This window comes from Streptomyces pyxinae, assembly GCF_024756275.1.
In the GTDB taxonomy this organism is placed as follows: Bacteria; Actinomycetota; Actinomycetes; order Streptomycetales; family Streptomycetaceae; genus Streptomyces; species Streptomyces pyxinae.
In genome coordinates this window covers 132,867-155,532 of the sequence record NZ_JANUGQ010000006.1, presented here as the reverse complement: position 1 = coordinate 155,532, position 22,666 = coordinate 132,867, and the positions used below count along the sequence as shown (strand labels likewise).

The following is a 22,666-nucleotide window of genomic DNA, read 5'->3' as shown; positions in this document are numbered from 1 at the left end:
GTGCGGCTCTTCGCGGCCGTGCTGCCGCCGCCGGAGGCCCTGGCCGAGCTGTCCGCCGAGGTGGAGCGCCTCCGCGCCCGGGAGCTGCCCGGAGCGGAGGCGCTGCGCTGGACCGGGCCGCCCGGCCGGCACTACACGCTGGCCTTCATGGGCGAGGTGGAGGAACGGCTGCTCCCGGAGCTGGGCGAGCGGCTGGGCCGGGCCGCCCACCGCACCGCGCCCTTTCCGCTGGCCGTGCACGGGGGCGGGCGGTTCGGCCGGCGGGTGCTCTGGGCGGGTGCCTCCGGCGGGGTGGACGCGCTCCGGGTGCTGGCCGGCCGGGCGGAGGCCGCGGCCCGGCGGGCGGGCGTCCCGATGGCGGAGCCCCGCCGCTACCAGGCCCACCTGACGCTCGCCCGCAGCCGGGTGGACGTCGACCTCCGCCCGTACGCCGAGGAGCTGACCGCCTTCGCGGGTACGCCCTGGCGGGTGGCCGAGCTGGTCCTGGTCCGGAGCAACCCGCCGGCCCCGGGCGTGCCGGGTGCCCGGCCGCGCTACGAGGCGGTCGGTTCCTGGCCGCTCGGCGGCGCCGGTTAACCTCGGACGGTGGACCCGAAAACCCGTAACCGCGTCATGGCGGTCGTGCTCGTCCTGATGTTCGTGATCATCGCCGTGGCCGCCGCGTTCAACTGACCGCCGGCCGGGGCCGCCGGCCCGCCCGTCTGCCTCCCCCGACCGCCCGGGTGGCCCGGCGCCGACCGTGAGCCCCCGGGGCCGCTCAGGCCGCGAGCCCCCGGGTGGCCCGGCGCCGGTGAACCCCGGGGCCGCTCCGGCCATGAGCCCCGGGTGGCCCGACCGGCCTCCGGATGACCGCCCAGGTGGCCGGCCCCGGCCGTGGCTCCCGGACCGCTCAGGCCGTGAGCCCCCGGGTGGCCCGGCCATGAGCCCCGGGTGGCCCGACCGGCCTCCGGATGACCGCCCGGGTGGCCCGGCGCCGACCGCCAGCCCCCGGGGCCGCTCAGGCCGTGAGCCCCCGGGTGGCCCGGCGCCGGTGAACCCCGGGGCCGCTCTGGCCATGAGCCCCGGGTGGCCCGACCGGCCTCCGGATGACCGCCCAGGTGGCCGGCCCCGGCCGTGGCTCCCGGACCGCTCAGGCCGTGAGCCCCCGGGTGGCCCGGCGCCGGTGAACCCCGGGGCCGTGTGCGTGAACGCCCGGGCCGCCCGGTCCGTACCTCTCCAAGACGGGCGCCCGGCCACTCCCTCCCCCCTCCGGGCGCCCGTCCCGCCTGTCTCCCCCGGGTCTGCCCACCGGGCCGAGGCCCCCACCGGGCCGAGGCCCCCACGAGGCCGAGGCCCCCGCCAGGCCAAGCCCCCAGCCCCCACCGCCCCCTGTCAGGGCCCGGGGCCCCTACCAGGCGAAGGCCTCCGGCGAGGGACCGGGACCCGGGAAGATCGCGTCCAGCCCGGACAGCACCTCGTCGCTCAGCTCCAGCTCCGCCGCCCGGAGCGCCGAGCCGAGCTGCTCGGCCGTCCGCGGCCCCACGATCGGCCCGGTCACGCCCGGCCGGGTGAGCAGCCAGGCGAGCGCCACCTCGCCGGGCTGGAGGCCGTGCTTGTCGAGCAGGTCCTCGTACGCCTGGACCTTCTCCCGCACGGCCGTGTTGGCCAGCGCGTCCGCCGAGCGGCCCGAGGCCCGGCGCTTGCCCTCGTGCTCCTTCTTGATCACCCCGCCCAGCAGTCCGCCGTGCAGCGGCGACCAGGGGATGACGCCCAGGCCGTACTCCCGGGCGGCCGGCAGCACCTCCATCTCGGCGCGCCGCTCGGCCAGGTTGTAGAGGCACTGCTCGCTGACCAGTCCGAGGCTCCCGCGCCGGGCGGCCAGCTCATTGGCCTGAGCGATCTTGTAGCCGGGGAAGTTGGACGAGCCGGCGTACAGGATCTTGCCCTGCTGCACCAGGACGTCGACCGCCTGCCAGATCTCCTCGAACGGCGTCTTCCGGTCCACGTGGTGGAACTGGTACAGGTCGATGTGGTCGGTGCCCAGCCGCCTGAGGCTGGCCTCCACCGAGCGCCTGATGTTCACGGCCGAGAGCTTGTCGTGGTTGGGCCACCACTCCCCGTCCGGCGCCATCGAGGCGTACCCCTTGGTGGCCAGCACCACCTTGTCCCGCCGGTCCCCGCCCTTGGCGAACCAGGAGCCGATGATCTCCTCGGTCCAGCCCTTCCGGGCGCCCCAGCCGTAGGCGTTCGCCGTGTCGAAGAAGTTGAGGCCCGCGTCCAGCGCCGCGTCCATGATCGCGTGGCTGTCCGCCTCATCGGTCTGCGGGCCGAAGTTCATGGTGCCGAGGACGAGTCGGCTGACCTTGAGTCCGGTACGTCCGAGCTGCGTGTACTCCATGCCCGCCAGCCAAGCCCTTCGAGCCCGCTCCAAGCAAGAGCCCCCGCCGCGCCGCCCCTCAGTCCCGGGGGAAGTCGCCGGTGTCGAGCGTGATCCCGGCGGGCGTACCGGTGAGGTCGACCGGCTCGCCGAAGTCGACGGTCGTCCGCACCCCGTACGCTCCCTCACTCGGTCGCGTGGCCAGATGGGAGCGGCCCCGGCCCCGGGTCGACGATCAGATACCCAGGCACGCCTGCCCGGGCGCACACGTCCTTCTTGAGCCCGTAGTCACGGGCAGCGGTACCCTCCGAGGCCACTTCCACCACGAACTCCACCCTTTCGTACCGGCCCCGACCCCTCGTGTCCTTCTTCTCCTCCGGCCCCTCCGCCTTCTCCTCCGCCCGCAACTGGGCGGCGTCCGGGCAGGAGCCGTTCAGTCGCCCCGGAAAGCCGATCCGCACATTCGACAGCAGGCGCTGCCTCGGATGGACGCCGCGCAACTGCTCGACGACACTCAGCAGGATCTCCCGGTGCCCCTCTGCCTGCGGCGACATCAGTACGGCCCCCTCCACCACGTCCACCCGGTAACGACTGAACTCGGGCACTGCCTCCACCATCTCGAACAGGGAGTCCAGCATCCGCTGATCGTCCTCGTCACCCTCCATGCGTCCACCCCTCCGGCACCCGCCCGCGACCCTTCACCCCCCCAACGGCCCCTCACGCCCCTCCGACACGGTTGGACCGGCTGCTGTGGGCCCTGTGGCCGAAAAGGGATGTCGACTGCGAAAGGGCGGGACAGACGCCTTGGGTGTGCGTCATGGTCCCGGCATGAAGAAGGTCGCAACGCTGTCCGTGACAGCCCTCGGTGTAGCGTCCCTCCTGATCTGCCCCGCCGCGTCTGCGCAAGCAGCGCCCTACTGGAACAAGGCCCGGGCAAGCACAACATCAAGAAGTGCAAGGTGGTCAACGGCCCCCTCAACGGCAAGCCGGACAAGGTGAGCGGTGCCCGCCTGGAGTACTGGGGCTATGCCATCAGCGGCGGGCGTCAAGTGAAGATCATCGTCATCGCGCAGTACGCGCGCAAGACGTCTGACGGGAAGTACGATGCCGGCCCCGGCCAGAAGATCGGCGTCATCACTGCCTACTGCAAGGGCATGAACAAGTGCCCCAACTGGATCAACGAGTGAGCAGTATGTGTGAAGAGATCACCAGGCGGCAGGCGGACATCACCCGCCTGCTGCTGCGCCACATCCAGGCGCCCCTCTCCGGTGACCTGTGCCTCCGGGGCGTCCTGCCCGCCCCGGCCGCCGCCGATGCCGTCCGCGTCGTCGTGGGGCCCCCGGGCGCCCACGCCCCGGACGGTTGCACGGCCTACGAGATCCCTCTCCACACGGGTGACGACGAGGCTCTGACGGGGTACGACGTCATCGGCCTGCTCCGCGCCCTGGGCGCGAGCACGCACATTCATCCCAGCGACCGGGTCAGCGTCGTGCTGGGCATGACCCTCGTCCGGATCGACCCCGCCACGCTGAGGCCGGCTCCGCTCACCCGCGACGACAACGCCCTGACGATCCTCCGGACCCTCGTCCACCCCTATACCGAGGAACAGCCGGACCCCCGTCTGCTCGGCTTCCTCTTCCTGGGGGAGGACCGGCTGCGCCTCTACCTCGACGCGCAGGATGTCCCCGGCGTGGTCGCGGCGGACGTGGGCCTCTTCGGTGCCGTCACCGCCCTGCTGGCGGCCCTGCCGGCCCTGCTCACCGAGGAGGAACGCGCGACGGTGGACCCCGCGGACCCGCACTGCTCCCGCCTGGTGGACCTCACCCACTGGTGAGCGGCCCGACCTACCGGGCCCGCCCCACTGGGGCCGTCATGCCTGCGCGATCGCCTCGAAGATGTCGGCGTCGGTCTCTCGCTGCCAGGCCGGCAGGTCGGGCCGGTCCGCGCCTTGGGCCGGCCCGCTGATCCGCCCGGCCGGGGGAGCGGCAGGTGTACCGGGCGGCCGGGGAGCGGGGCGCGTGAGGACGCCGGCCGGCCGTAAAAATACGGCGCCCGGTGCACCCTCTTCCGCCTCCGGGGCCGAAGTGGATGCGGAGAGGCGGCAATTGACCTTCCCGAGCGAACGGAGGCCGAGCCGCTCTACCGAACGACCATCGAGCCACCGACGAAGGCTGACGCACGACCATGAACCACAGCGAAGCGGCCCGGCAGACCGCCCTGCGCGCCCTGTCGCGCGAGATCACCCACGACCTCGGCAAGCCCCTGGAACCCGCCTGGGACAAAGTGTTCTGGACCGTACCCCGGGAACGGTTCCTGCCGGACCTGATCCACCAGGGCCCGGACCTCACTCCGATCGACCGGTCCACCGACCCGGAGCGGTGGTTCTGGGCGGCGTACGGGGACGAGCCCGCGATCACCCAGCTCAACGGCGGCGACGAGCCGGGAGCCGGGGAGGTGCGGTGGGCCTCCTCCTCGGTCCCGGCGCCGTCCGTCGCCTTCCGGATGCTCGACATGCTGGACGTACGCGACGGTCACCAGGTGCTGGAGATCGGCACCGGCACGGGCTGGAACGCCGCACTCCTCGCCCAGCGGGTCGGCGCGGAGAACGTGACCAGTGTCGAGGTGGACCCGCTGCTGGCCGTGCGGGCGGCGGAGAAGCTGCGGGAGAACGGCCAGGACGTGGAGGTGATCTTCGGGGACGGGGCCGTCGGCCACCCCCGCAACGCCCCCTACCGGCGGGTCGTCGCCACCTGCTCGGTGCGCCGGGTGCCGTACGCCTGGATCGAGCAGACGAAGCCGGGCGGGATCGTTCTCACGCCCTGGAGTTCACCCTGGTTCGACTACGGGCTGTTGCGGCTCACCGTGGACGGCCACGGGCTCGCCTCCGGCTGGTTCGCGCCGGACGCGGTCTGCGCGCCGCTGGCCCAACAGCGGTCCTATGGCATGGATTTACGGAACCTGGTACGTCAGGAGGGCGCGGCCGAACGGTCGTTCACCAGGCTCTCACCCTGGGCGGTCACGGGGGACGAGTGGAGCGCCCGGTTCGCCGTCGGCCTCCAGGCCCGGGACGTCCGGCACGTCTGGGACGAGGACGGGCCGGCCCTCCGGCTCTGGCTGGCCACCACCGACGCCACCTCCTGGGCCGCCGTGGACGACAACGGGGGCGGGGAAGGGCGGTACGCCGTACGCCAGTTCGGGGTCCGTCGGCTGTGGGACGAGGTGGTGGCCGCGTACCACTGGTGGCGCGGCGCCGGTGAGCCCGGACCCGGGCGCTTCGGCCTGACCGTCCACCCGGGCGGAGGCCACGTCCCCTGGCTCGACACCCCGGACCGCCCGGTCCCGGTGACGGGTTAGGTCCGTTCCCGGGCAGGACCGGCAGTGGACCCGGGGCCGGACGCGCACCCGGGAAGGGGCGCGGACCCGGGAGGGGTGCGTGCCCGGGAAGGGGCGCGGACCGGGAACGGGTGTGGTGGCTACCAGGGCACGACCTGGCCCTGGTGGTCGACGAAGTGGAGACCGGGCTTCCCCCGGTGGTTCTCCATGGTCTCCACCACCCCGGGAACGGACTCCTCCACGCTCAGCTCGGCGTACGGACCGCCGAGTTCGGTGCGCACCCAGCCCGGGTCCATCAGCAGCAGGGCCCGCGGGTCCTCGGCGTTGCGCGCGGCGTAGCAGCGCATCAGCTGGTTCAGCGCGGACTTGCTGGCCCGGTACAGGTCCTGTCCGCCCCGGGTGTTGTGGGTGATGCTCCCCTGGTCGGAGGACATGACGCCGATGGTTCCGTCCGGCGCGACCAGCGAGCGGAGGGTCTCCACGACGCGCATCGGGCTGAGCGCGTTGGTGACCATCACCTCGGTGAACATGTCCGTCGGCACCTCACCGATCGGCAGGTCGCCGCGCGTGATGGCGGCGCTGACGAAGAGCAGGTCGAGGGTGCGCCCGGCCAGCCGGTCGCGCAGGGCTGAGATCTGCTCGGGCTCGGTCATCTCCAGCGACTCGACGGTCAGCCGTCCGCCGGAGGTCTCGGCCAGGTCGTGGAGGCCGGTGCGCCGGCTGCCGCGCACGGTGCCGATGACGTCCCAGTCCCGGCGGAGGTACTCGGCGGCGATGCCGAGGCCGAGGGTGCGGGAGGCCCCGACGACGAGAGCGGTCTCGCGGGTGTCAGTCATGTGGTCCGGGTCCTTCGTGGATCGGGTGGCCGGGCGGCCGGGTGGTCTGCCCGGTTTCGGGCGGCCGGATGGTCGTGGGCCGGGTGGTCTGCCCGGCTTCGGGCGGTCGGGTGGTCGGTGGCCGGGTGGGCTGGACGGGTCGAAGCGGTCGGGGCCGGCGCGAGCGTCGTCCACGGCCGTTTCCGGGGTCCTCGCTCCGGGCGTGCGACCGGCCGTCCGGGCGTCCGGAGCACGCGGGTCGTCCGGTACGGCCGCATGATTCGGAACACCCAAGTCGTCCGTATCGACCGGGTCATCCGACCTGTCCGGGTCGCCCGGTTCAAGTTTCCGAGTGGTCCGGCCGGGCGTCCAATACCCTTTCCGACCCTTCCGGCCGCATTGATACCGTCCGGGCATGGACCTGGATCTGCGCAAGCTCCGCTACTTCGTCGCGGTCGCCGAGCACCGGCAATTCGGCCGGGCGGCACAGGCGTTGTTCATCACCCAGCCGGTCCTGAGCCGCCAGATCCGGGCGTTCGAACAGGAGTTGGGGTGCCCGCTCTTCACCCGGACCACCCGCAGTGTCGAACTGACCGCCGCCGGGCGGCAGCTGTACGACGAGGCGCGACTGATCACCTCGGTGGTGGACACGGCCCTGCGGCGGGTGCACGAGGCCGAGCGGGGTGAGCAGCGGCTCGTCGTCGCCTTCGCGCCCGGTCTGCGGGTGTCCGACGCGATACGGGCCTTCACGGCCCGCCATCCGGAGGTCGGGATCGATCTCTTCCCGCTCCGCTGGTGGGAACAGGACGCGCCGCTCCGCGACGGCCGGGCGCATGTCGGCTACGTCAGGCGCCCGTTCGACGACTCGGGTCTGCGGACCGTGCCCATCGGACACGAGACCAAGGTGGCGTGTCTGCCGGTGACGCATCCGCTGGCCGGCCGTGACTCGCTCACCTCGGCCGACCTGGACGGCGAGCCGATGCTCGACATCAGAAAGCGGCGGACGTTCTCCGCCGAGGAGAAGTTCGAGGCCATCGCCTCCGGGCAGGGCATCGCGCTCGTCCCCGTCAGCGTCGTGGGCTGGTACTCCCGCCCCGACCTGGTCTATCTGCCGGTCACCGACCTCCGGCCGGAGGAGACGTGCCTGGCGGTGCCGGAGGACGGCCGCGCGGATCTCGTACCGGCCTTCCTGGAGATCGCCACCCCCACCCTGCGCGGGCTCTCCGCCGGCGCGGCGACCGGGCAGGGCTGAAACAGGGGCTGAAACGGCCCCAGGACCGCGTGATCCCCCGCGTCCATCAGGGCCCCGGCGGGCCCCGCCGCGTCGCCTCAGCGGCCCTCGTACGCCCCGCCCAGCCCCCAGGCCTGGTGCATCGCGGTGGCGAAGGCGGCGGCCAGCTTGTGTTCGCCGGACGGGCTCGGGTGGGTGCCGTCGTAGGTGTCGGCGCGCAGGTCGTACGCCTCCGGGGGCGAGGCGAGCAGCAGCGGGGAGGCCGGGGTGTCCAGGTCGGCGACGGCCTTGGCGAGCAGGTCGTTGAAGCGGGCGCACTCGGCGGCGAAGGGGGCGTCGGCCAGGGCGCGGGAGTTGGGGATCACCGGCAGCAGCACCGCCCGGACGGACGGGTTGGCGGCACGGGCCCCGGCGAGGAAGGCGCGGACGTTCCCGGCGGTCTGGTCGCTGTTGGTGTAGAAGCCCAGGTCGATCAGGCCCAGCGACACCAGCAGCACATCGGCCTTGGTGCGGGTGACCGCGGGGCCGATCAGCGGCGCCATGTGCTGCCAGCCCTCGCCCCAGCCCGCCAGGTGCTTGCGCGCCTTGTCGGGGAAGGCGGGGTCGGCGTACGCGTCGGAGACCGGGGCGCCGGCGGCCGGGTCGTACAGCTCGGAGCGCGGGCCGACGATCCGGTAGGGGCCGCCGAAGGTGGCGTTGAGGTGCTGCCACATGCGGTAGCGCCAGGTGTAGTCGCCGGCGCGCCCGATGGTCATGGAGTCACCGACGAACAGGAAACGCATGTCGGCCATCATCCCCGACCGGGGCCACCGGCCGGGAGGCGAGCGGTGTGACCATGGACACTGGGACCATGCGTCCGCTGCGTACCGTCCCGGAGAGCCGGGGTCGGGTCCGGGGCCCGGCCCGGGACCGGGCCCCGCGTCCGGCCCGCCTCCGGGCCCTGCCCGCCGCCCTGCTGCTCGCCCTCGCCCCCGTACTCCTCCCCCTCTCCGTGCTGCTCCCGGCCGGGCCGGCCGCGGCGGACGACGGCGACGGGGGATTCACCCTCCGGGACCCGCGCATCACCGAGTCCAGCGGCCTCGCCGCCAGCCGGGCGCACCCCGGGGTCTACTGGACCCACAACGACCAGGACGGCCCCCGGGTCTTCGCGGTCGACGGGCGCACCGGCCGGACGGTCGCCACGGTCACCCTGCGCGGCATCGGCACCCCCCGGGACATGGAGGCGATCTCGGTGGGCCCGGACGGCGACGTCTACGTCGGGGACATCGGGGACAACCGCAACGGCAGCTGGCCCCATGTGTGGATCTACCGCTTCCCGGAGCCCCGCGAGCTGCGCGACCAGACGGTGAACGCCACCCAGTTCACGGTGGTCTACGCCGACGGCCCCCGGAACGCCGAGGCGCTGATGGTGCACCCGAAGACCGGCCGGGTCTACATCGCCTCCAAGAACGAGGACGGCGGCGGGCTCTACGAGGGCCCCGAGCGGCTGTCGACGGGTGGCAAGAACGTCTTCCGGCGGATCGGGGAGGTGCCCTGGGTCACCGACGGCGCGTTCTCCCCGGACGGTACGGAACTGGTGCTGCGCAGCTACTTCAGCGCGCGGGCGTACGCCTGGAAGGACGGCCGGCCGGGCGCCGAGAAGCCGGTCCCGGCGCCGTTCCAGCGGCAGTCGGAGTCGGTGACGTACACCCCGGACGGCTCGGCGTACCTCTTCGGCTCCGAGGGCGCGGGCAGCGGCGTCACCGCCGTGGAGCGGGAGGGGCGGCGCGAGGGAGACGGTACGGCTCCGGGGGCGTCCGGCGCTCCCTCCGCGTCCGCCTCCGGCCCGTCCGGGAGCTCGGCCGGGGGCGGGGACGGCGGCGGTACGGGGAAGGGGAGCGCCACGATCGGCGCCCTGGTCCTGGCGGGCGCAGCCGCCGTCTGGTTCACCACACGCAGGCGCCGCCGGCAGGGCTGAGCGCGGCTCCACCGGCAGGGGCTGAGCGCGGGCGCCGCCGGCAGGGGCTGAGCGCGGGCGCCGCCGGTCCGGCTCGGAAGCCCTGACAGAAGCTGTCGATCAGGTGGCTGCCGGCTCGGTCGGTCGTCGGTCTTGTCGCGTCGCGTCGCGTCGCGGGGAAGGGGATGGCGCGGCCTCGGATCGTCTCGGACGAACTGCGGTCGCTCATCGAGCCGTTGCCGCCCGTGCCGGGTCCGAAATCGGTCGAGGGCGGATCGCGGGTCCCGGATCGGCAGACGTTGTGCGGGATCCTGTTCGTCCCGCACACGGGCATCCAGTGCCCGCACACGGGCATCCAGTGGGAGTACCTGCCGCAAGAGCGGGGAGTCGCTCGGGCACGACCTGCGGGCGGCGACCGGCCGCGCGGAACGAGGCCGGCGTCCGGGGCCGCCGCTACGACCTCGGGCCGGATGATCCCTCGCGCACTGCCGCGTCGAGGTTCTTGCTCCGGAGCCAGGTGCGGATGGCCTGGACGTGCTCCGCCTTGCGTTCCAGCGGCAGCCAGTGCCCGGCGGGCAGACGCGTGACCGTGAGGTCCGAGCAGGCCGCACGCATGGGGTCGCCCTGGCGGTTTCCCGTGATGTTGCAGATCGCGTCCCACTCGCCGTTGACGAACAGCACCGGCTGCGACAAGCGGCCACCGTGGGGTGCCTCGCGCGCGTAGGCGATGTTGGCGTCATCGTTCGTGTACCACGCGGAGGGGCCGCGGAAGCCGCGCGCCGTGAACGCCCGGACCAGCACGTCGAAGTCCGCCGGTGGCCAGAGGCCCGGGTCGGCCGGAGTCGGCGCGGCGCGGTGCGCGGCGCCGAAACGGCCGCCGTCGCGCGTGACCGTCGCTGCCGGCGAGACCTCGCCGGTCGCGGCGGGGCTGCCAGGCCGGTAGACCGAGGCCAGCGTCGCCGCCTGGTCTGCGTCGAGGTCGGTGACGGCCGCCTCGAAATGCGTCGTGTAGTAACGGTAGTAGTCCCATTGGCCATCCGGATACCGGTCTGCCGGATAGACCGTTCGGTCGACCAGCGGCACGAGGGTGGCCAGGCTGGTCGCGTCGGGAAAATACGCCCACGACGTCAGCACGACGCCACGGCAGCGCGCGGGCTCGTGCGCGGCCAGCGCACCGGCCACGGCGCTGCCCCAGTCGTGGCCGACCCAGATCGCGGTCTCGCCGCCGAGGTGGTCATGGAGTTCCGCCATGTCGGCCACGACTTCGCTGACGGTGTAGGCGTCGTTGGCCGCCGGGGCGGAAGATCCGCCGTAGCCGCGCAGGTCAGGAGCGACACAGTGCCAGCCATCGGCGGCGAACGCGTCCATCTGGGCGCGCCACAGCAGACCGATGCCCGGCCAGCCGTGGAGAAAGATCATCAGCGGCCCGTCGGCCGGCCCGCACTCGAGGTAGTGCGTTGTCTGCCGAGGCGTGCCGAACGTGCGCGATGCCAACGCCGGGGACGCGTCCGGCCGAAGCCCGTTCTCGCCGGCCCGCCGGCTCGCCCGGACGATCCCGGCGGCCGTCGCGACCAGAACCAGCGCGATGTCCGACACCCCGTACGCGACGGCTGTCGGCTTGAGCCCGAACCGTTCGACGGCAAGCCCGGCCGCGAGCGCCGGCACGCTGAACGCGAGGTAGCTGACGAGGTACATCGTCGCGTACACCTGCCCTCGCCGGGCGGCCGGCGCGGCCTCGCCGAGCGCGTTCACGGCGAACCGGAACGCCGCGCCGAAGCCGAGTCCCGCGACTGCCGATCCCGCGACGTAGAGCGCCGGCGCACCCATCAGCAGCGCCGCGATCGTGACCAGCACGCCGGCGGTGAGAGCGCCGTAGCCGAACCACTCGCGCAGTCGCGGCGGCAGGGCTGCCGAGACGACGGTGCCCGCCGTCCCCGCGGCGAAGAACACCCCGAGCACGATGCCCACGACGAAGTGACTGCGCACGCCGAGGACGGTGCCGAGTATCGACGACCCGAGCGACAGGTACAGGCCGGCGAGCGCCCATGTCGCGCCGATCGACGGAACCAGTACGAAGAAGGCCGGCCGTGTGCCCCGGGGAAGCCCGGCGCTCGGCAGAAGCGCCTGCCGGATCGATGCTCGCGTCACCGGCTCGGGGCGAGCGCGTTCGGGAACCAGCCATACGAGCGCCGCGAGTACCAGATAGGCGGCGGCGAGGATCCAGAAGACGAGTTGGCGAGGGCGGGGCGCGAACTCCACCAGGGTGCCGGCGAGGATCGTCCCGATCGCTATTCCCAGCGCGGGGACCGCGCTGCTGACGATCGACCCGAACCGCGGGTTCGGCGCGGAGTCCATGATCATGGCGGTAGTGGTGCCGGCGGCGGCGCCCACGGCGAAGCCCTGCACGATACGCGCGGCCATGAGGCCCCCGGAGCCTCCGGCGATCGCGAAGAGCAGCATGCCCAGCGCGAGAAGCATCAGGGCTCCGGAAGCGACCGGCCGTCGGCCCACCCGGTCGGAGAGCGAGCCGACGGTCAGCAGGGCGGCGAGCAACGCGAAGACGTAGACGGCGAAGACGACCGTCAGCGTGAACGCGGAGAAGCCCCAGAGGCGCTGATAGATCGGATACAGCGGCGACGGCGCGGAGGCGGCCGTCAGCGTCGCGGCGCCGGTGGCCCCGGCGACGAAGAAGGAGACTGGACGGTTGAGCACAGGACCTCCGTCATAAAGCAATGATCTTTGCTTTAATCACGGTAGAGCACGGCCTGGTAAAAGCAAAGGACTTTGCGTAGGGTGGTCATGTGCCTTCTCACGCAGCTGCGCGTCGCCCCGGAGGGCGGAGCGGACGGGTCCTGGCCGCGATCCACGCGTCGGTCGGCGAACTCATGGGCGAGGGCGCCGACAAGATCACCTTTCCCGTCATCGCGGAGCGGGCCGGGGTCAACCCGACGACGCTGTACCGACGTTGGAGCAACGTCAACGCACTCCTCGAGGAAGTCGCGGTAGCCGCACTGACGCGAGACGGGGAGTCGGCACCCGACACCGGATCGCTTGAGCGGGACCTGACGGAGTGGGCGGACATCATCGCCCGCGACATCACCCGCCCCGAGCGGGTCCGCTACCTGCGCGCGATGCTGGCGGCCCGCGTCGAGGCCGTCTCGCACTGTCCGGTCACGGAGACCCGCCGCGACCAGGCGGCGGAGATGGTACGCCGCGCCCGCGAACGCGGAGAGCCGACGCCGACGGCCTCGCAGATCCTCGACCACGTCATCGCGCCGCTCTATCACCACGTCGTCTTCGCACTGCGCGTCGATCACGAGTACGCACGACGGCTGGTCCGCGACGTACTGGCCATGGTCCGCTGAGCCGGTGTCGGGGGCTCGTCCGGGGTGCCCTGGTGCCGCCGCCGTCCCGCTGAACGCCACCACGGGCCGGACCGGGGACAAGGATCGCGAGGCACGCCTTGTACGACCGCGCCGCCGGCTGTTCGGGCGCGCCGCCGGCTGTTCGGGCGCGGCACGCCGCCTTTGTCAGGATCTCCGTCAGGGCCTCTGTCAGGACCTCTTGGGCGCGGCTTGCCGGTCCTCGCCGCCGGTGGACTGCCGGTCGCGCGCGGCGACCTGCGCCTCGACCCCGCGCAGCAGGGCGGCGAGACCGAACTCGAAGTGGTCGAACTCGTACGAGAAGGAGTCCTCGGAGAGCCCGGCCATCGTCGGGAACTCCCCGCTCTCCATGGCCTGGACGAGGAACGGTTCCTGCCGCTTCCAGAACTGGTCGATCGCCATCCCGGACTCCCGGACGGCCGCCGCGGTGTCGGCCTCCAGCCGGGCGATGCCGGAGACGAAGGCATGGACGGAGATCACGACGGAGATGGTCTCCGGGTCGCTCAGCCCCATGCCCCGCAGTCCGCGCAGTGACGCCTCGAAGCTCCGGAGCGTGCCGGGGCCCAGCACGGTCCGGGCCTCGTTGACCTTCAGCAGCCAGGGGTGGCGCCGCAGGAGGGCGAGTTCGGCGCGGGCCATCAGCTCGACGGCGGCCCGCCAGTCGCCGTCGGCCGGCCGGGGAGCGTCGGGCGGCGGCGTCTGGAGGTGGTCGAGCATCAGGTCCAGCAGTTCGGCCTTGCCGGGGACGTACCGGTAGAGCGACATGGTGCCGACGCCCAGCTCGGCGGAGAGGCGGCGCATCGAGACCGCCTCCAGTCCCTCGGCGTCCGCGACCTCGACGGCGGCGGTGACGATCCGCTCCAGGGTCAGCCCGCGCTTGGGGCCCCGGGTGGGCCGCTCGGCGGTACCCCAGAGGAGCTCCAGGCTGCGGGTGATGTCCCCGCCACCGCCCTTGTCGCCCCCGGGGGCCTTCGGGGTCGCCCTGTCGCCGCCACCGCTGCCGTTCATGCCGAACAGATTAAACCGTGACAGCGAGACTGAGTACGGTGTACTCTGCGGCGAAACAGCGTACGGCGTACTCAGTGATCGGGGCATCGCCGTATGCCGGCTGACCGCTGTCTCCGAGGGGGCGAGGACATGCACGACTGGGCGGTACGGGCCGAGGGCCTGGAGAAGAGATACGGCGAGAAGCGCGCCCTGGACGGGCTGGACCTGGCGGTGCGGCCCGGCACCGTGCACGGACTGCTCGGGCCCAACGGAGCGGGCAAGTCCACGGCGGTGCGGGTGCTGGCGACCCTGCTCCGGTTCGACGGCGGGCGCGCCGAGGTCGCCGGGGTCGATGTGGCGCGCGAACCCCGGCGGGTGCGGGGCCTCATCGGGCTCACCGGGCAGTACGCGGCGGTGGACGACCAGCTCACCGGCCGGCAGAACCTGGAGATGTTCGGCCGCCTGTTCCATCTGGGCGGCCGGTCGGCCCGGAGCCGGGCGGTCGAGCTGCTGGAGCGGTTCCGGCTGACCGAGGCGGCCGACCGGGGTGTCGAGAGCTACAGCGGCGGCATGCGGCGCCGGCTCGACCTGGCCGCTTCCATGATCCTTTCTCCCCGGGTGCTCTTCCTGGACGAGCCGACGACCGGGCTCGACCCACGCGCCCGGGGCGAGGTGTGGCAGTCCGTCCGGGACCTGGTGGCAGCGGGTACGACGGTCCTGCTCACCACCCAGTATCTGGACGAGGCGGACCAGTTGGCCTCGCGCATCACGGTGGTGGACCGGGGCCGGGCCATCGCGGACGACACCCCCGAGGCGCTCAAGAACCGGGTCGGCGGCGACCGGATCGAGGTCGTGCCGGTCGAGGCCGCCGACCTGCCGGCGGTCGCCGGGGTCGTCGCCCGGGTCTGTCTCGGTGAGCCGCGCGTGGACGAGGCGGCGCGCCGGGTGCACGCCCCGGTCCGCGACCGGGTGTCCGCGCTCTCCGAGGTGGTCCGGGCCTTGCACGACAAGCGAGTCGCCGTCGAGGACGTCGGGTTGCGCAGACCCAGTCTGGACGACGTCTTCCTGCGCCTGACCGGGCGGGAGGCCGTCACCGTATGAGCACCACCGCAACCGCATCGTCCGCATCGTCCGCATCGACACCGACCGGGCGCGGCAGGCTGTACTGGGCCCTGGCCGACAGCTGGACCGTCGTCCGCCGGGTCCTCACCCACTACCGCCGCAAGCCGGTCCTCATCGCCTGGCAGCTCGGCTTCCCGATCGTCTCGGTGCTGCTGTACGGCTATGTGCTGGGCGGCGCCATGAGGCCGCCCGGCGGCGGCGAGGCGGCCGACTACCGGAACTACCTCCTCCCCGGCATGTTCGTGATGACCATGAGCTTCGGCTTCATGCACACGGCCACCGCCGTGGTGCACGATCAGAGCAAGGGCGTCATCGACCGCTTCCGGTCCATGCCCATGGCCCCGTCGGCCGTCGTCACCGGGCGCGGGCTGACCGACCTCATCGTGGCCTGCGCCGAGCTGTCCATCCTGCTGGCCACCGCCCTCGCGATGGGCTGGCGCGCGGAGAGCGGGGTCGCGGGGGCGGCCGGCGCCTTCGGGGTGCTGCTCCTCCTGCGGTTCGCCCTGACCTGGGTCGGTGTCTGGCTCGGGCTGCTGGTGCCCAACCCCGAGGCGGCCGGCGGGCTCTTCGTGGTGGCCTTCCCGCTCACCATGGTCTCCAGCGTCTTCGCCGCGCCCAGCACCATGCCCGGCTGGCTGGGCACGGTGGCCGCCTGGAACCCGCTCTCCGCCACCGCCGGCGCGGCCCGAAGCCTGTTCGGCAACGAGATCGGCAGCGACGGCAGTTGGGTCCAGGAGCACGCGCCGCTGATGGCGGTGGTGTGGCCGCTGGCGATCACAGCCGTCTTCCTGCCACTCGCCATCCGCCGCTACCAGCGGCTGAGCCGCTGAGGAGGGGGCGGGTGGGCCCGGCACAGGGGGGGAGTGCGGGGCCCACCCGAGAGGGGGGATGCCTCCCGGCTACCCCGCCCCGCCCCACTCAATCAGCCCGATTCTCAAAACCCGACCACCCCGGCCCGCCGGAGCCACCACGTCCTGGCCCGCCCCCGGGGCCGAGCCAGTACGAGGCCGGCACAGCTCCGCGCCCGAACCGGGTGCTGGCCCGCCACCCCGCGCGTGCGGGGACGACACCGATGAGGAGATCGAAGGACTCGGCCTGCTCGGACCACCCCCGTGCGTACGGGGATGACCACTAGGTCCGTGAACATCGCCATGCGGGCCTCGGACCACCCCCGTGCGTACGGGGACGACCACCCCCGGGAGCACCGGGAGGTAGTAGACGCAGGAACACCCCCGTGCGTACGGGGACGACGGGCCGGTGGGGAGGGGCGGCAGATGCTCCGCCGGAACACCCCCGTGCGTACGGGGACGACACTTGCTGAGCTGCAGCGATGCTAGCAAGTGCGCCGGTTTTCGTTTACCGGCTCACAATGCTTCTTGGCATCAAACTGCGTGAGAAAGCACCCCATTTGCTCTCACTCCGTGCTTGCGCCGAGTCCCTCGCCGCCAGTTGGCGAGCGAGTCGAGGAACGGGGAAATGAGGAGCTGGGCCGTCGTGGCGGGGTCGATGCCGAGGATGCCGCCGACGACCGGGTTCCAGTTCTCCTGGGTGGCCTCGGTGACCTCGCCCACCTCAAGGGCGGAGTAGACGGCCACCCTCTCGGGGTTTCCAACGAGGACGCGGAAGTGCGCCCCGGGCGCCAGCCCCTCGGGCTCCTCGAACACCTGGCCGTTGAGGCGCATGCGTGTGGTCGGGTCACCACCGAAGTCGAGGATCAGGCCACGGTAGGAGTCAGCCATTGAGCACTCCCGGTGCGGTAGCGGGAAGCGGGGAGAAGGAGATGAGAGTGGTCGTCAAATATCCCTGAGGACGGGCCCAGTGACCAGAGGGCAGGCAGGCCGGGGCCGAAGCCGCGTCAGTCGGGCGTTGGGATCAGGGCTGCCGCACGGGCCGGACCATCGCGGCGAACACCGGAGAGTCGGGAAACGGTTGCTGTTCCCGCAGCTTTCGATAGCCCCACGCCTCGTACACGGCCTGCACGGCGCCGTCGCCGGCGGAGGGGTTGACCAACAGGGTGACCCGCTCCTCGCGGCGACACGACAGCCACGCCTCGTGGATCTGCCGGGCCACCCCGCGCCCGCGCCAGGGCTTGCGGACGACGATCTCGTTGAGGGCCACGGTGCGCTCTCCGTCTTCGCGGACGGCCTCCGGTGGGAGCTCAGTGATCATTGGCCTCCACCAGCGAGTGTCAGCGCCGAGTGTCATACCGAAGCAGAATCCCACCGGTTCACCGCCCTCCCGGGCGAGTGCGGCGGTCCATCCAGGGCGCGAGGCGTATGTGCTCAGGCGCTCGTCGAACCGGGCGACGGAGTAGAAGTCCCCGGTCAATCCGAAGTCCCGGTGCCGGACCTCGGCATGGATAGCGAGGATGTGCTCTCTGATCTCGCCCAGCCGGGCCACGTCGTAGTGGTCGATCTCCGCCGTCACTGAGGGTGCCCCCTTCGCTCGGTGTGACCATTTGTCCATTCCCTCGCACAGCGCGTTCCACCCACCGTGCTCGCCCCCCCCGCTGAAGCCGGCCAACAGCTCAAGCGGGGACTGCGTAAGGACTTTTGCCTCGATGGCGCGGCTGTGCGGGGAGCCGAAGGACCGACGCGGGAGCATTCGTCAGAAGACGGGCGCTTGCCACTCCCGCTCCAGGATGGCGTGAACGACGGAGTCCCGCCATCGGCCGTTCTTGTTGATGTGCTCGCGAATGGTGCCTTCTTCCACCATCCCGGCCGCGCTCATGGTGCGCGCGGAGGCGATGTTGTCGGGTGCCCGGGCACCCCAGACGCGATGCAGGTCCAGTTGCGCGAAGGCCAGGCCCAGCAGCAGGTGCACGGTTTCGAGTCCGTACCCGCGCCCCCAGACGTCCGGGCGGAGAGCGAAGCCCATGGTCGCCGCCCGTGGCTGATGCGGATCGGAAGCCAACCGGGCGAAGCCGATCAACCCGTGCCCTGGGTCCCCATGCACTGGGCCGATGACAGCCAGGGCGTACTCGCTGCGGGGGTTCTCCCGAGCAGCGGCAAGCGACCGCTGCACGATGCCGCGCACCTGTTCACGGGTGCGCGGCCCGAACGAGAGGTGGGCGGTCGCCTCGTCGCTCCCGTAGATCGCGAGGACGGCGTCGGTGTCACCCTGCCGGAGTTCACGGAGCCGCAGACGGGGGCCCCTACGCGATACCGGGTTCACGAGCGCACCGTACCGGGTCAGTTGCGGCGCCCCGCCAGCAGGGCCGGCCGCTGCGGTGGGAAGGAGTCGATCTCCTCCCGCAGCTGCCGCGCACCGGCGGCCGTACAGGCAGGCCCGAGCGTCGAACTGCCTTTGCATCACCCTGGGATGGTGCAACGGAACCCGGTGTCGTCGTCGAGCATGTCGGCGCTCGCGGTGTTGCGCAGCGAGGGGGTGGCGCGTTCGAAGGGACTGGTGAAGGCGGAACCCTTCAGCTCGTACCGGCCAGGTCCGTCAGCTCCTGGGCTGGAGCACCACTCCCAGACGTTGCCGCACAGGTCGAAGACCCCATAGGGGCTGATCCCGCTCTGGTAGCGGGTGACGGGCGTGGTGGTGTCTATCCCGGCCTCAGCGGTGTTGCATTTGGCGGCGGTAGGCTCGTTGCCCCAGGGGTAGGTGCGTCCCTTCGTTCCACGTGCCGCCTTCTCCCACTGCTGTGCGGTGGGGAGGGTTTTGCCGCACCAGTGGGCGTATGCAGTGGCGTCGTGCCATGTCACCCAGACGACGGGATGCCCGCCCAGGCCCTCGGGGCATTGTCCATCGGGCCAGTGGGGCGGAGTGCGGTGGCCGGTGGCATGGACGAAGCGTGCGTAGTCGAGGTTCGTCGTGGGATGGACGTCGATCAGGAAGCTGGCGATCCATGTGGCTCGATTCTGGGGACCTGCGAGGTAGATGCCCTCTTCGACGGGGACCATCAGCTTGCCGTCCCCGGAGTGCCGGATGGTGCGCGGGTCGCGGCGCAGCAACTGTTCCGTCCGTGCGTCGTGGTCAGCGGCGGCCGTCTCGGTGAGCAGCGCGGCGAAGCGCTGCTGCGCGGGGATACCGGCGCGGGCGAGGAGGGTGTCGAGGGCCTCCTGGTTACCGGGGCGCAGCCGGATGCCGGCGCCCCGGTGTTCCCAGGTGACGACCTGGCGTTGGCTGACGCCTACCAGGGCGGCGAAGTCTCTGCCGCTCTTGCGCATGGCCGCGCGTAAAAGAGCCACTTCTCGACCGGTCCATCGGGGCACTCCTGACATGCCGCCCGCCTAGATAGTGTCGCCGGGGATGGCGCGGTAGGCGTCGCGCAGGGTCGTGAGCACGGGGTGCTCTATGGCCAGGGGGGTGTGGTCGATGGCGGAGATGGCTCGGACGCCGACGGAGACATTGGTGGCGAACGCGGCCTTCATGCCCTTGGCTTCGTCGAGCGTGATGGGCGTGACCTGGTGGGCAGCGTGCTGCTGGAGCAGAGCCATGGTCACTCCGGGCAGGACCGGGGCCTGGGGCCACACGACGGAGTCGTTCTGATCGATGAAGCCGATGTTCCAGGTGACGCCCTCGCTGACCCGGTCGTCGGGCCCGATGAACAACGCGTCGTCATAGCCGGTTGCCTGGGCGGTACGGCGGATGTGCAGGGAACCGAAGAGACCGGTGTGCTTCACCAGTGGCAGGTCGCGTTCGTACCGGACACTGCGAACGCGCATGGGCGGGGGTGACAGCTCACCGGCCGGGCGCACGGTCACCAGGACGGCGGGCTCAACCGCGTCCACCGGGCGCCCCATGTTCACGGCGGGGTCGTAGACCGTCACCCGGATCGTGCACGGTACGTCGTCCCGACCTTCCAGGGCGAGACGAATGTGGGTGAGAACGCAGTCGGGGTCCAGGGTGGCTCCCCAGACCACCTCGCAGTCCCGTACCAGGCGCTCCAGATGCATGGACAGACCCCGTACACGGCGTTCAGCGTCCACGCGCATGGACGTGAAGTGTCCCAGGCTCGTCAGTGCCAGAGGCAGCAAGTCCTCAGCTGTGGCGGGCCTTCCGTTCAATGTGGCCATGCCCGACAGCATGTCAGGACAGACGGGCACATCGATGCCTGACGGGCGTTACTGACGAGTCAACTTCATCGCTACTTCCTTCCACTGCCCTTCCCTGTGGGTGTTCTCTGGTCACCAGCCGGACACACAAGGTGATCGCCTTGGAGGCGCGCCCAAGTGGTCCCTCCTGTGCTCCTCGTCACTGGAGACCCCGCATGCCCAAGACCTGCACGTACGACCTGTCGCCGCGCACTTTCGCGACACCCATCGCCATTGGGTGTCAAACGGCGGCCATACAGGACAGCAGTGATGCCAGGACGCGCCGATGCGCTTGGTCGCGCAACGACGACCGCTCCGGTGCCGGGGACACCAACGGCTGGGCGCCGATCCACTCGGACGACGAGTTGGCTCGGATGGCCGACCTTCTCCGGGTCGGGCAGCCGGTGGAGCCGCTGTACGACGTGCTGGAGCTGCTCCTTGGGCCCAGCGGCGCGTTGGCCGACGCGGAGATCGAGGGGCTGGTCGGGCGGCTTCAGGGCGTGCCGGGCCGGCTTGCGGCCGTGGTGGTGGAGTGGTTCAAGGGCCGGCCGGAGGGCCGGGCCGGGCGGTTGGTGGAGCGAGCTCGGGCGCTTGAGCGGGACGACGAGGCCGTGGCGGTGGGTGGTCCGCTGGGGTATCTGCGGCGGCTCGCTGTGGTCACCGAGGGGCTGCTCGACGTGCTGTTGGAGGGCGCGCCACCGGTGGTGGTGGCATGAACGGCCGGCGGGTTGTCGCTTCCCCGGTGCACGAGGCTTTCGCCGCGGTGATCCCGGGTGACCTCGCGGAGATCGCGGGGGCGCGGGAGTCGCTGGAGCGGCGGGTGGTCAAGTGGGGGTGGCCGGAGCCGGACGCCGTGGTGCTGGTGGCGCACGAGCTGGTGGCCAACGCCGTCCGGCACGGGTGCCGCAGCTCCGGGGACACGGTGCGGCTGGCCGCTCATCGCGCGGAGCGGCTGCTGCTGATCACGGTGGAGGACCCCTCCCCGGACCCGCCGGTGCCGCGCTCGGCGGGGCTCGGCGCCACGGACGGGCGGGGACTGGCGCTGGTGGACGCGCTGACCACCTGCTGGGGTTACGGACCGGCTGCGGAAGGCCCCGGCAAGCAGGTCTGGTGCCTGATCAGCGACGGCAGTTGCCCGCCCTGAGCCGCTGTGGACGGCCCCACGCCCTCTTCGCCGTCCTGCACCCGGGCCGTACCCGCTTCCTCCTCGGACACGGCGGCTCCATCCCACTTCACACGCCCATGGCAACGGGACCAACTTGTGATCATCAAGGACCACCACGGATCCGGCATGACCGGACCGTACGCCCCCGCCTCCTTCACTGGCCCCCGGTGGTCCCGGTGAGGCGGCTCGGGTGGAAGAAGCCCCGGCTCACCGAGGAACAGCGGAAGGTGCGGCGCGATCTGGAACGCATCTTCTTTCCCCGCCGCAGGGTGCGCGACTGGGCGCTGCGCCCGGTCTGGTGGGCGGAGGACTGGTGGAGCCGGCACGTCCGCCACCGGGAACTCCACCGCATGTTCGACGTCATGCGGGCCCGGGTGGATGCCGCCACGCCTCCCGAGTGGCGTACGCCCGAGCACGCCCGCCGGGGCCTTCAGCGGCTGCGGAGCGAGCACGCCGACCACAAGCGCGAGGTGATCCGGCGGGCGGTTGCCGAGGCCGGGCCGGACTCCCTGCCGCCGGGGACCGGGCCGGGGGACGCGCCGTGACCGGCCCCGGGCGCACATGCCTCCCGTACTCGGCGCCGGGGGGCCGGAGTCGGAGGAGCGGGTGCTCGTGCTGAGCGCGGAGGGCCACGACGACCGGCTTACAGCCGACTGGGTGCTGGACGGCCGCCTCCAGGACCTCGTGGAACGCGTACGCCGCGACTGACCGCCCGCCGGGTATGGCGCGCGCCCGCCACCGGGGCCCCCGGGCCCTGCGCCGGCGGGCGCGCGTCGGCTGCCTGCAGCCGGAGGGAGGCGGACGGCTGGGCCGTGTTTTGAAACTGGCGCACGATGGGGACGACCGCGTTCCGATCGAAAGAAGCCTCGTGGTTGACTCCGTGCTGAAGCACTCCTTGCGCCGTCTCCGCTCTGTGAAGTCGCAGCGGCCGCCCACAGCGGACTCCGTCGAGTTCGCTGACTGGCAGGAGGAGGTCGCTGATGCCTTGGACGCGTTGGCCTGCGTGCTGGTCTTCGAGGACGATCGAATTCGTGCCGGAGCGGAGGCAGCCGCTGCGCGGGAGCACGCCGCGGAGATTCGATGTCGGTGCGGGGGCGGGGCCGGCGAGCACTGATGTTGCGGGCGGCCGTCCAGACGGTGAGGTCGCGGGCGATGTCGTCGATGCTGGTCGAGGTGGCGACCTCGTGCTCGTTCCGGGTGGTGTCGCGGCGGACGATCTCATAACCGCCTTCGTCCAGACCGGAGGCCTCCCACCGGCCTTTCCGCGTCGCTTGCGGTTCCTGGTCTGGTCGGCCG

Annotated in this window: 24 protein-coding genes; 13 read left to right on the top strand and 11 right to left on the bottom strand. The window is 72.1% G+C overall.

Annotated elements, in window-relative coordinates:
* Positions 1-576: an RNA 2',3'-cyclic phosphodiesterase gene (gene thpR / locus NX801_RS09795; RefSeq protein WP_258786901.1), complete on the top strand. Its 576-nt coding sequence runs from the start codon at positions 1-3 to the stop codon at positions 574-576.
* Positions 577-1,387: 811 nt separating this feature from the next.
* On the opposite strand, the gene NX801_RS09785 is transcribed toward thpR, so the two are convergent.
* Together NX801_RS09785 and NX801_RS09780 are read right to left on the bottom strand one after the other, a co-directional pair.
* Entirely contained in the window at positions 1,388-2,377 is a 990-nt protein-coding gene (locus NX801_RS09785; protein WP_258786900.1) for an aldo/keto reductase, read from the bottom strand.
* 164 nt (positions 2,378-2,541) lie between these two features.
* Positions 2,542-3,021, bottom strand: a complete 480-nt coding sequence (locus NX801_RS09780; protein WP_309505811.1) for a Uma2 family endonuclease — start codon at positions 3,019-3,021, stop codon at positions 2,542-2,544.
* A gap of 294 nt (positions 3,022-3,315) precedes the next feature.
* Here NX801_RS09780 and NX801_RS09775 point away from each other — a divergent pair, with 294 nt between their 5' ends.
* The 3 genes from NX801_RS09775 to NX801_RS09765 all read left to right on the top strand — a co-directional run bounded on the left by NX801_RS09775 (position 3,316) and on the right by NX801_RS09765 (position 5,710).
* Positions 3,316-3,543 carry a hypothetical protein gene (locus NX801_RS09775; RefSeq protein ID WP_258786899.1) on the top strand — a complete coding sequence of 76 codons (228 nt, stop codon included), beginning with the start codon at positions 3,316-3,318 and terminating at the stop codon, positions 3,541-3,543.
* Positions 3,540-4,190: a hypothetical protein gene (locus NX801_RS09770; protein ID WP_258786898.1), complete on the top strand. Its 651-nt coding sequence runs from the start codon at positions 3,540-3,542 to the stop codon at positions 4,188-4,190. Before NX801_RS09775 ends, NX801_RS09770 begins: the two co-directional genes overlap by 4 nt.
* A gap of 350 nt (positions 4,191-4,540) precedes the next feature.
* Positions 4,541-5,710 (top strand): methyltransferase domain-containing protein, encoded by a 1,170-nt coding sequence (locus NX801_RS09765; RefSeq protein ID WP_258786897.1) that lies wholly within the window; start codon positions 4,541-4,543, stop codon positions 5,708-5,710.
* Between the two features lie 119 nt (positions 5,711-5,829).
* Here the strand turns inward: NX801_RS09765 and NX801_RS09760 are convergent, their stop codons facing one another.
* Positions 5,830-6,525: an SDR family NAD(P)-dependent oxidoreductase gene (locus NX801_RS09760; protein WP_258786896.1), complete on the bottom strand. Its 696-nt coding sequence runs from the start codon at positions 6,523-6,525 to the stop codon at positions 5,830-5,832.
* Between the two features lie 394 nt (positions 6,526-6,919).
* Here NX801_RS09760 and NX801_RS09755 point away from each other — a divergent pair, with 394 nt between their 5' ends.
* Positions 6,920-7,756: a LysR family transcriptional regulator gene (locus tag NX801_RS09755; RefSeq protein ID WP_258786895.1), complete on the top strand. Its 837-nt coding sequence runs from the start codon at positions 6,920-6,922 to the stop codon at positions 7,754-7,756.
* Between the two features lie 77 nt (positions 7,757-7,833).
* On the opposite strand, the gene NX801_RS09750 is transcribed toward NX801_RS09755, so the two are convergent.
* Positions 7,834-8,517: a GDSL-type esterase/lipase family protein gene (locus NX801_RS09750; protein ID WP_258786894.1), complete on the bottom strand. Its 684-nt coding sequence runs from the start codon at positions 8,515-8,517 to the stop codon at positions 7,834-7,836.
* Between the two features lie 68 nt (positions 8,518-8,585).
* Between NX801_RS09750 and NX801_RS09745 the strand changes: the two genes are divergently transcribed.
* Complete coding sequence (locus NX801_RS09745) at positions 8,586-9,692, top strand: WD40 repeat domain-containing protein (protein WP_258786893.1); 1,107 nt, start codon at positions 8,586-8,588, stop codon at positions 9,690-9,692.
* Positions 9,693-10,124: 432 nt separating this feature from the next.
* Here NX801_RS09745 and NX801_RS09740 read toward each other — a convergent pair whose 3' ends face one another.
* Positions 10,125-12,383 (bottom strand): alpha/beta fold hydrolase, encoded by a 2,259-nt coding sequence (locus tag NX801_RS09740; protein WP_258786891.1) that lies wholly within the window; start codon positions 12,381-12,383, stop codon positions 10,125-10,127.
* A gap of 89 nt (positions 12,384-12,472) precedes the next feature.
* Here NX801_RS09740 and NX801_RS09735 point away from each other — a divergent pair, with 89 nt between their 5' ends.
* The gene (locus NX801_RS09735; protein WP_258786889.1) at positions 12,473-13,036 is read left to right on the top strand and encodes a TetR/AcrR family transcriptional regulator; all 564 of its coding nucleotides are present in this window, start codon (positions 12,473-12,475) and stop codon (positions 13,034-13,036) included.
* A 189-nt stretch (positions 13,037-13,225) separates the two neighbouring features.
* On the opposite strand, the gene NX801_RS09730 is transcribed toward NX801_RS09735, so the two are convergent.
* Positions 13,226-14,062: a TetR/AcrR family transcriptional regulator gene (locus NX801_RS09730; RefSeq protein ID WP_258786888.1), complete on the bottom strand. Its 837-nt coding sequence runs from the start codon at positions 14,060-14,062 to the stop codon at positions 13,226-13,228.
* 129 nt (positions 14,063-14,191) lie between these two features.
* On the opposite strand from NX801_RS09730, the gene NX801_RS09725 reads away from it, so the two are divergent.
* Both NX801_RS09725 and NX801_RS09720 read left to right on the top strand, forming a co-directional pair.
* Positions 14,192-15,142 (top strand): ATP-binding cassette domain-containing protein, encoded by a 951-nt coding sequence (locus tag NX801_RS09725; protein ID WP_258786887.1) that lies wholly within the window; start codon positions 14,192-14,194, stop codon positions 15,140-15,142.
* A complete protein-coding gene (locus tag NX801_RS09720) occupies positions 15,139-15,993 on the top strand; it encodes an ABC transporter permease (RefSeq protein WP_258786886.1) in 855 nt (284 codons plus the stop codon). The genes NX801_RS09725 and NX801_RS09720 overlap by 4 nt, the downstream gene beginning before the upstream one ends.
* 552 nt (positions 15,994-16,545) lie before the next feature.
* On the opposite strand, the gene NX801_RS09715 is transcribed toward NX801_RS09720, so the two are convergent.
* The 5 genes from NX801_RS09715 to NX801_RS09695 all read right to left on the bottom strand — a co-directional run bounded on the left by NX801_RS09715 (position 16,546) and on the right by NX801_RS09695 (position 20,187).
* Positions 16,546-16,902: a hypothetical protein gene (locus NX801_RS09715; RefSeq protein WP_258786885.1), complete on the bottom strand. Its 357-nt coding sequence runs from the start codon at positions 16,900-16,902 to the stop codon at positions 16,546-16,548.
* 133 nt (positions 16,903-17,035) lie between these two features.
* Complete coding sequence (locus NX801_RS09710; RefSeq protein ID WP_258786884.1) at positions 17,036-17,590, bottom strand: GNAT family N-acetyltransferase; 555 nt, start codon at positions 17,588-17,590, stop codon at positions 17,036-17,038.
* A 180-nt stretch (positions 17,591-17,770) separates the two neighbouring features.
* Entirely contained in the window at positions 17,771-18,337 is a 567-nt protein-coding gene (locus NX801_RS09705) for a GNAT family N-acetyltransferase (protein WP_258786883.1), read from the bottom strand.
* 137 nt (positions 18,338-18,474) lie between these two features.
* Positions 18,475-19,359: a formylglycine-generating enzyme family protein gene (locus tag NX801_RS09700; protein ID WP_258786882.1), complete on the bottom strand. Its 885-nt coding sequence runs from the start codon at positions 19,357-19,359 to the stop codon at positions 18,475-18,477.
* Positions 19,360-19,401: 42 nt separating this feature from the next.
* Entirely contained in the window at positions 19,402-20,187 is a 786-nt protein-coding gene (locus tag NX801_RS09695) for an aminotransferase class IV family protein (RefSeq protein WP_258786881.1), read from the bottom strand.
* 392 nt (positions 20,188-20,579) lie between these two features.
* Here NX801_RS09695 and NX801_RS09690 point away from each other — a divergent pair, with 392 nt between their 5' ends.
* From NX801_RS09690 to NX801_RS09675, 4 genes are all read left to right on the top strand, one after another.
* Positions 20,580-20,921: a DUF6415 family natural product biosynthesis protein gene (locus tag NX801_RS09690; protein WP_258786880.1), complete on the top strand. Its 342-nt coding sequence runs from the start codon at positions 20,580-20,582 to the stop codon at positions 20,919-20,921.
* A gap of 26 nt (positions 20,922-20,947) precedes the next feature.
* Positions 20,948-21,349 carry an ATP-binding protein gene (locus tag NX801_RS09685; protein ID WP_258786879.1) on the top strand — a complete coding sequence of 134 codons (402 nt, stop codon included), beginning with the start codon at positions 20,948-20,950 and terminating at the stop codon, positions 21,347-21,349.
* Positions 21,350-21,546: 197 nt separating this feature from the next.
* On the top strand, positions 21,547-21,915 hold the full coding sequence (locus tag NX801_RS09680) for a hypothetical protein (protein WP_258786877.1): 369 nt from the start codon (positions 21,547-21,549) through the stop codon (positions 21,913-21,915).
* 16 nt (positions 21,916-21,931) lie between these two features.
* Positions 21,932-22,078, top strand: a complete 147-nt coding sequence (locus NX801_RS09675; RefSeq protein ID WP_258786876.1) for a hypothetical protein — start codon at positions 21,932-21,934, stop codon at positions 22,076-22,078.
* The last annotated feature ends 588 nt before the right edge of the window (positions 22,079-22,666 follow it).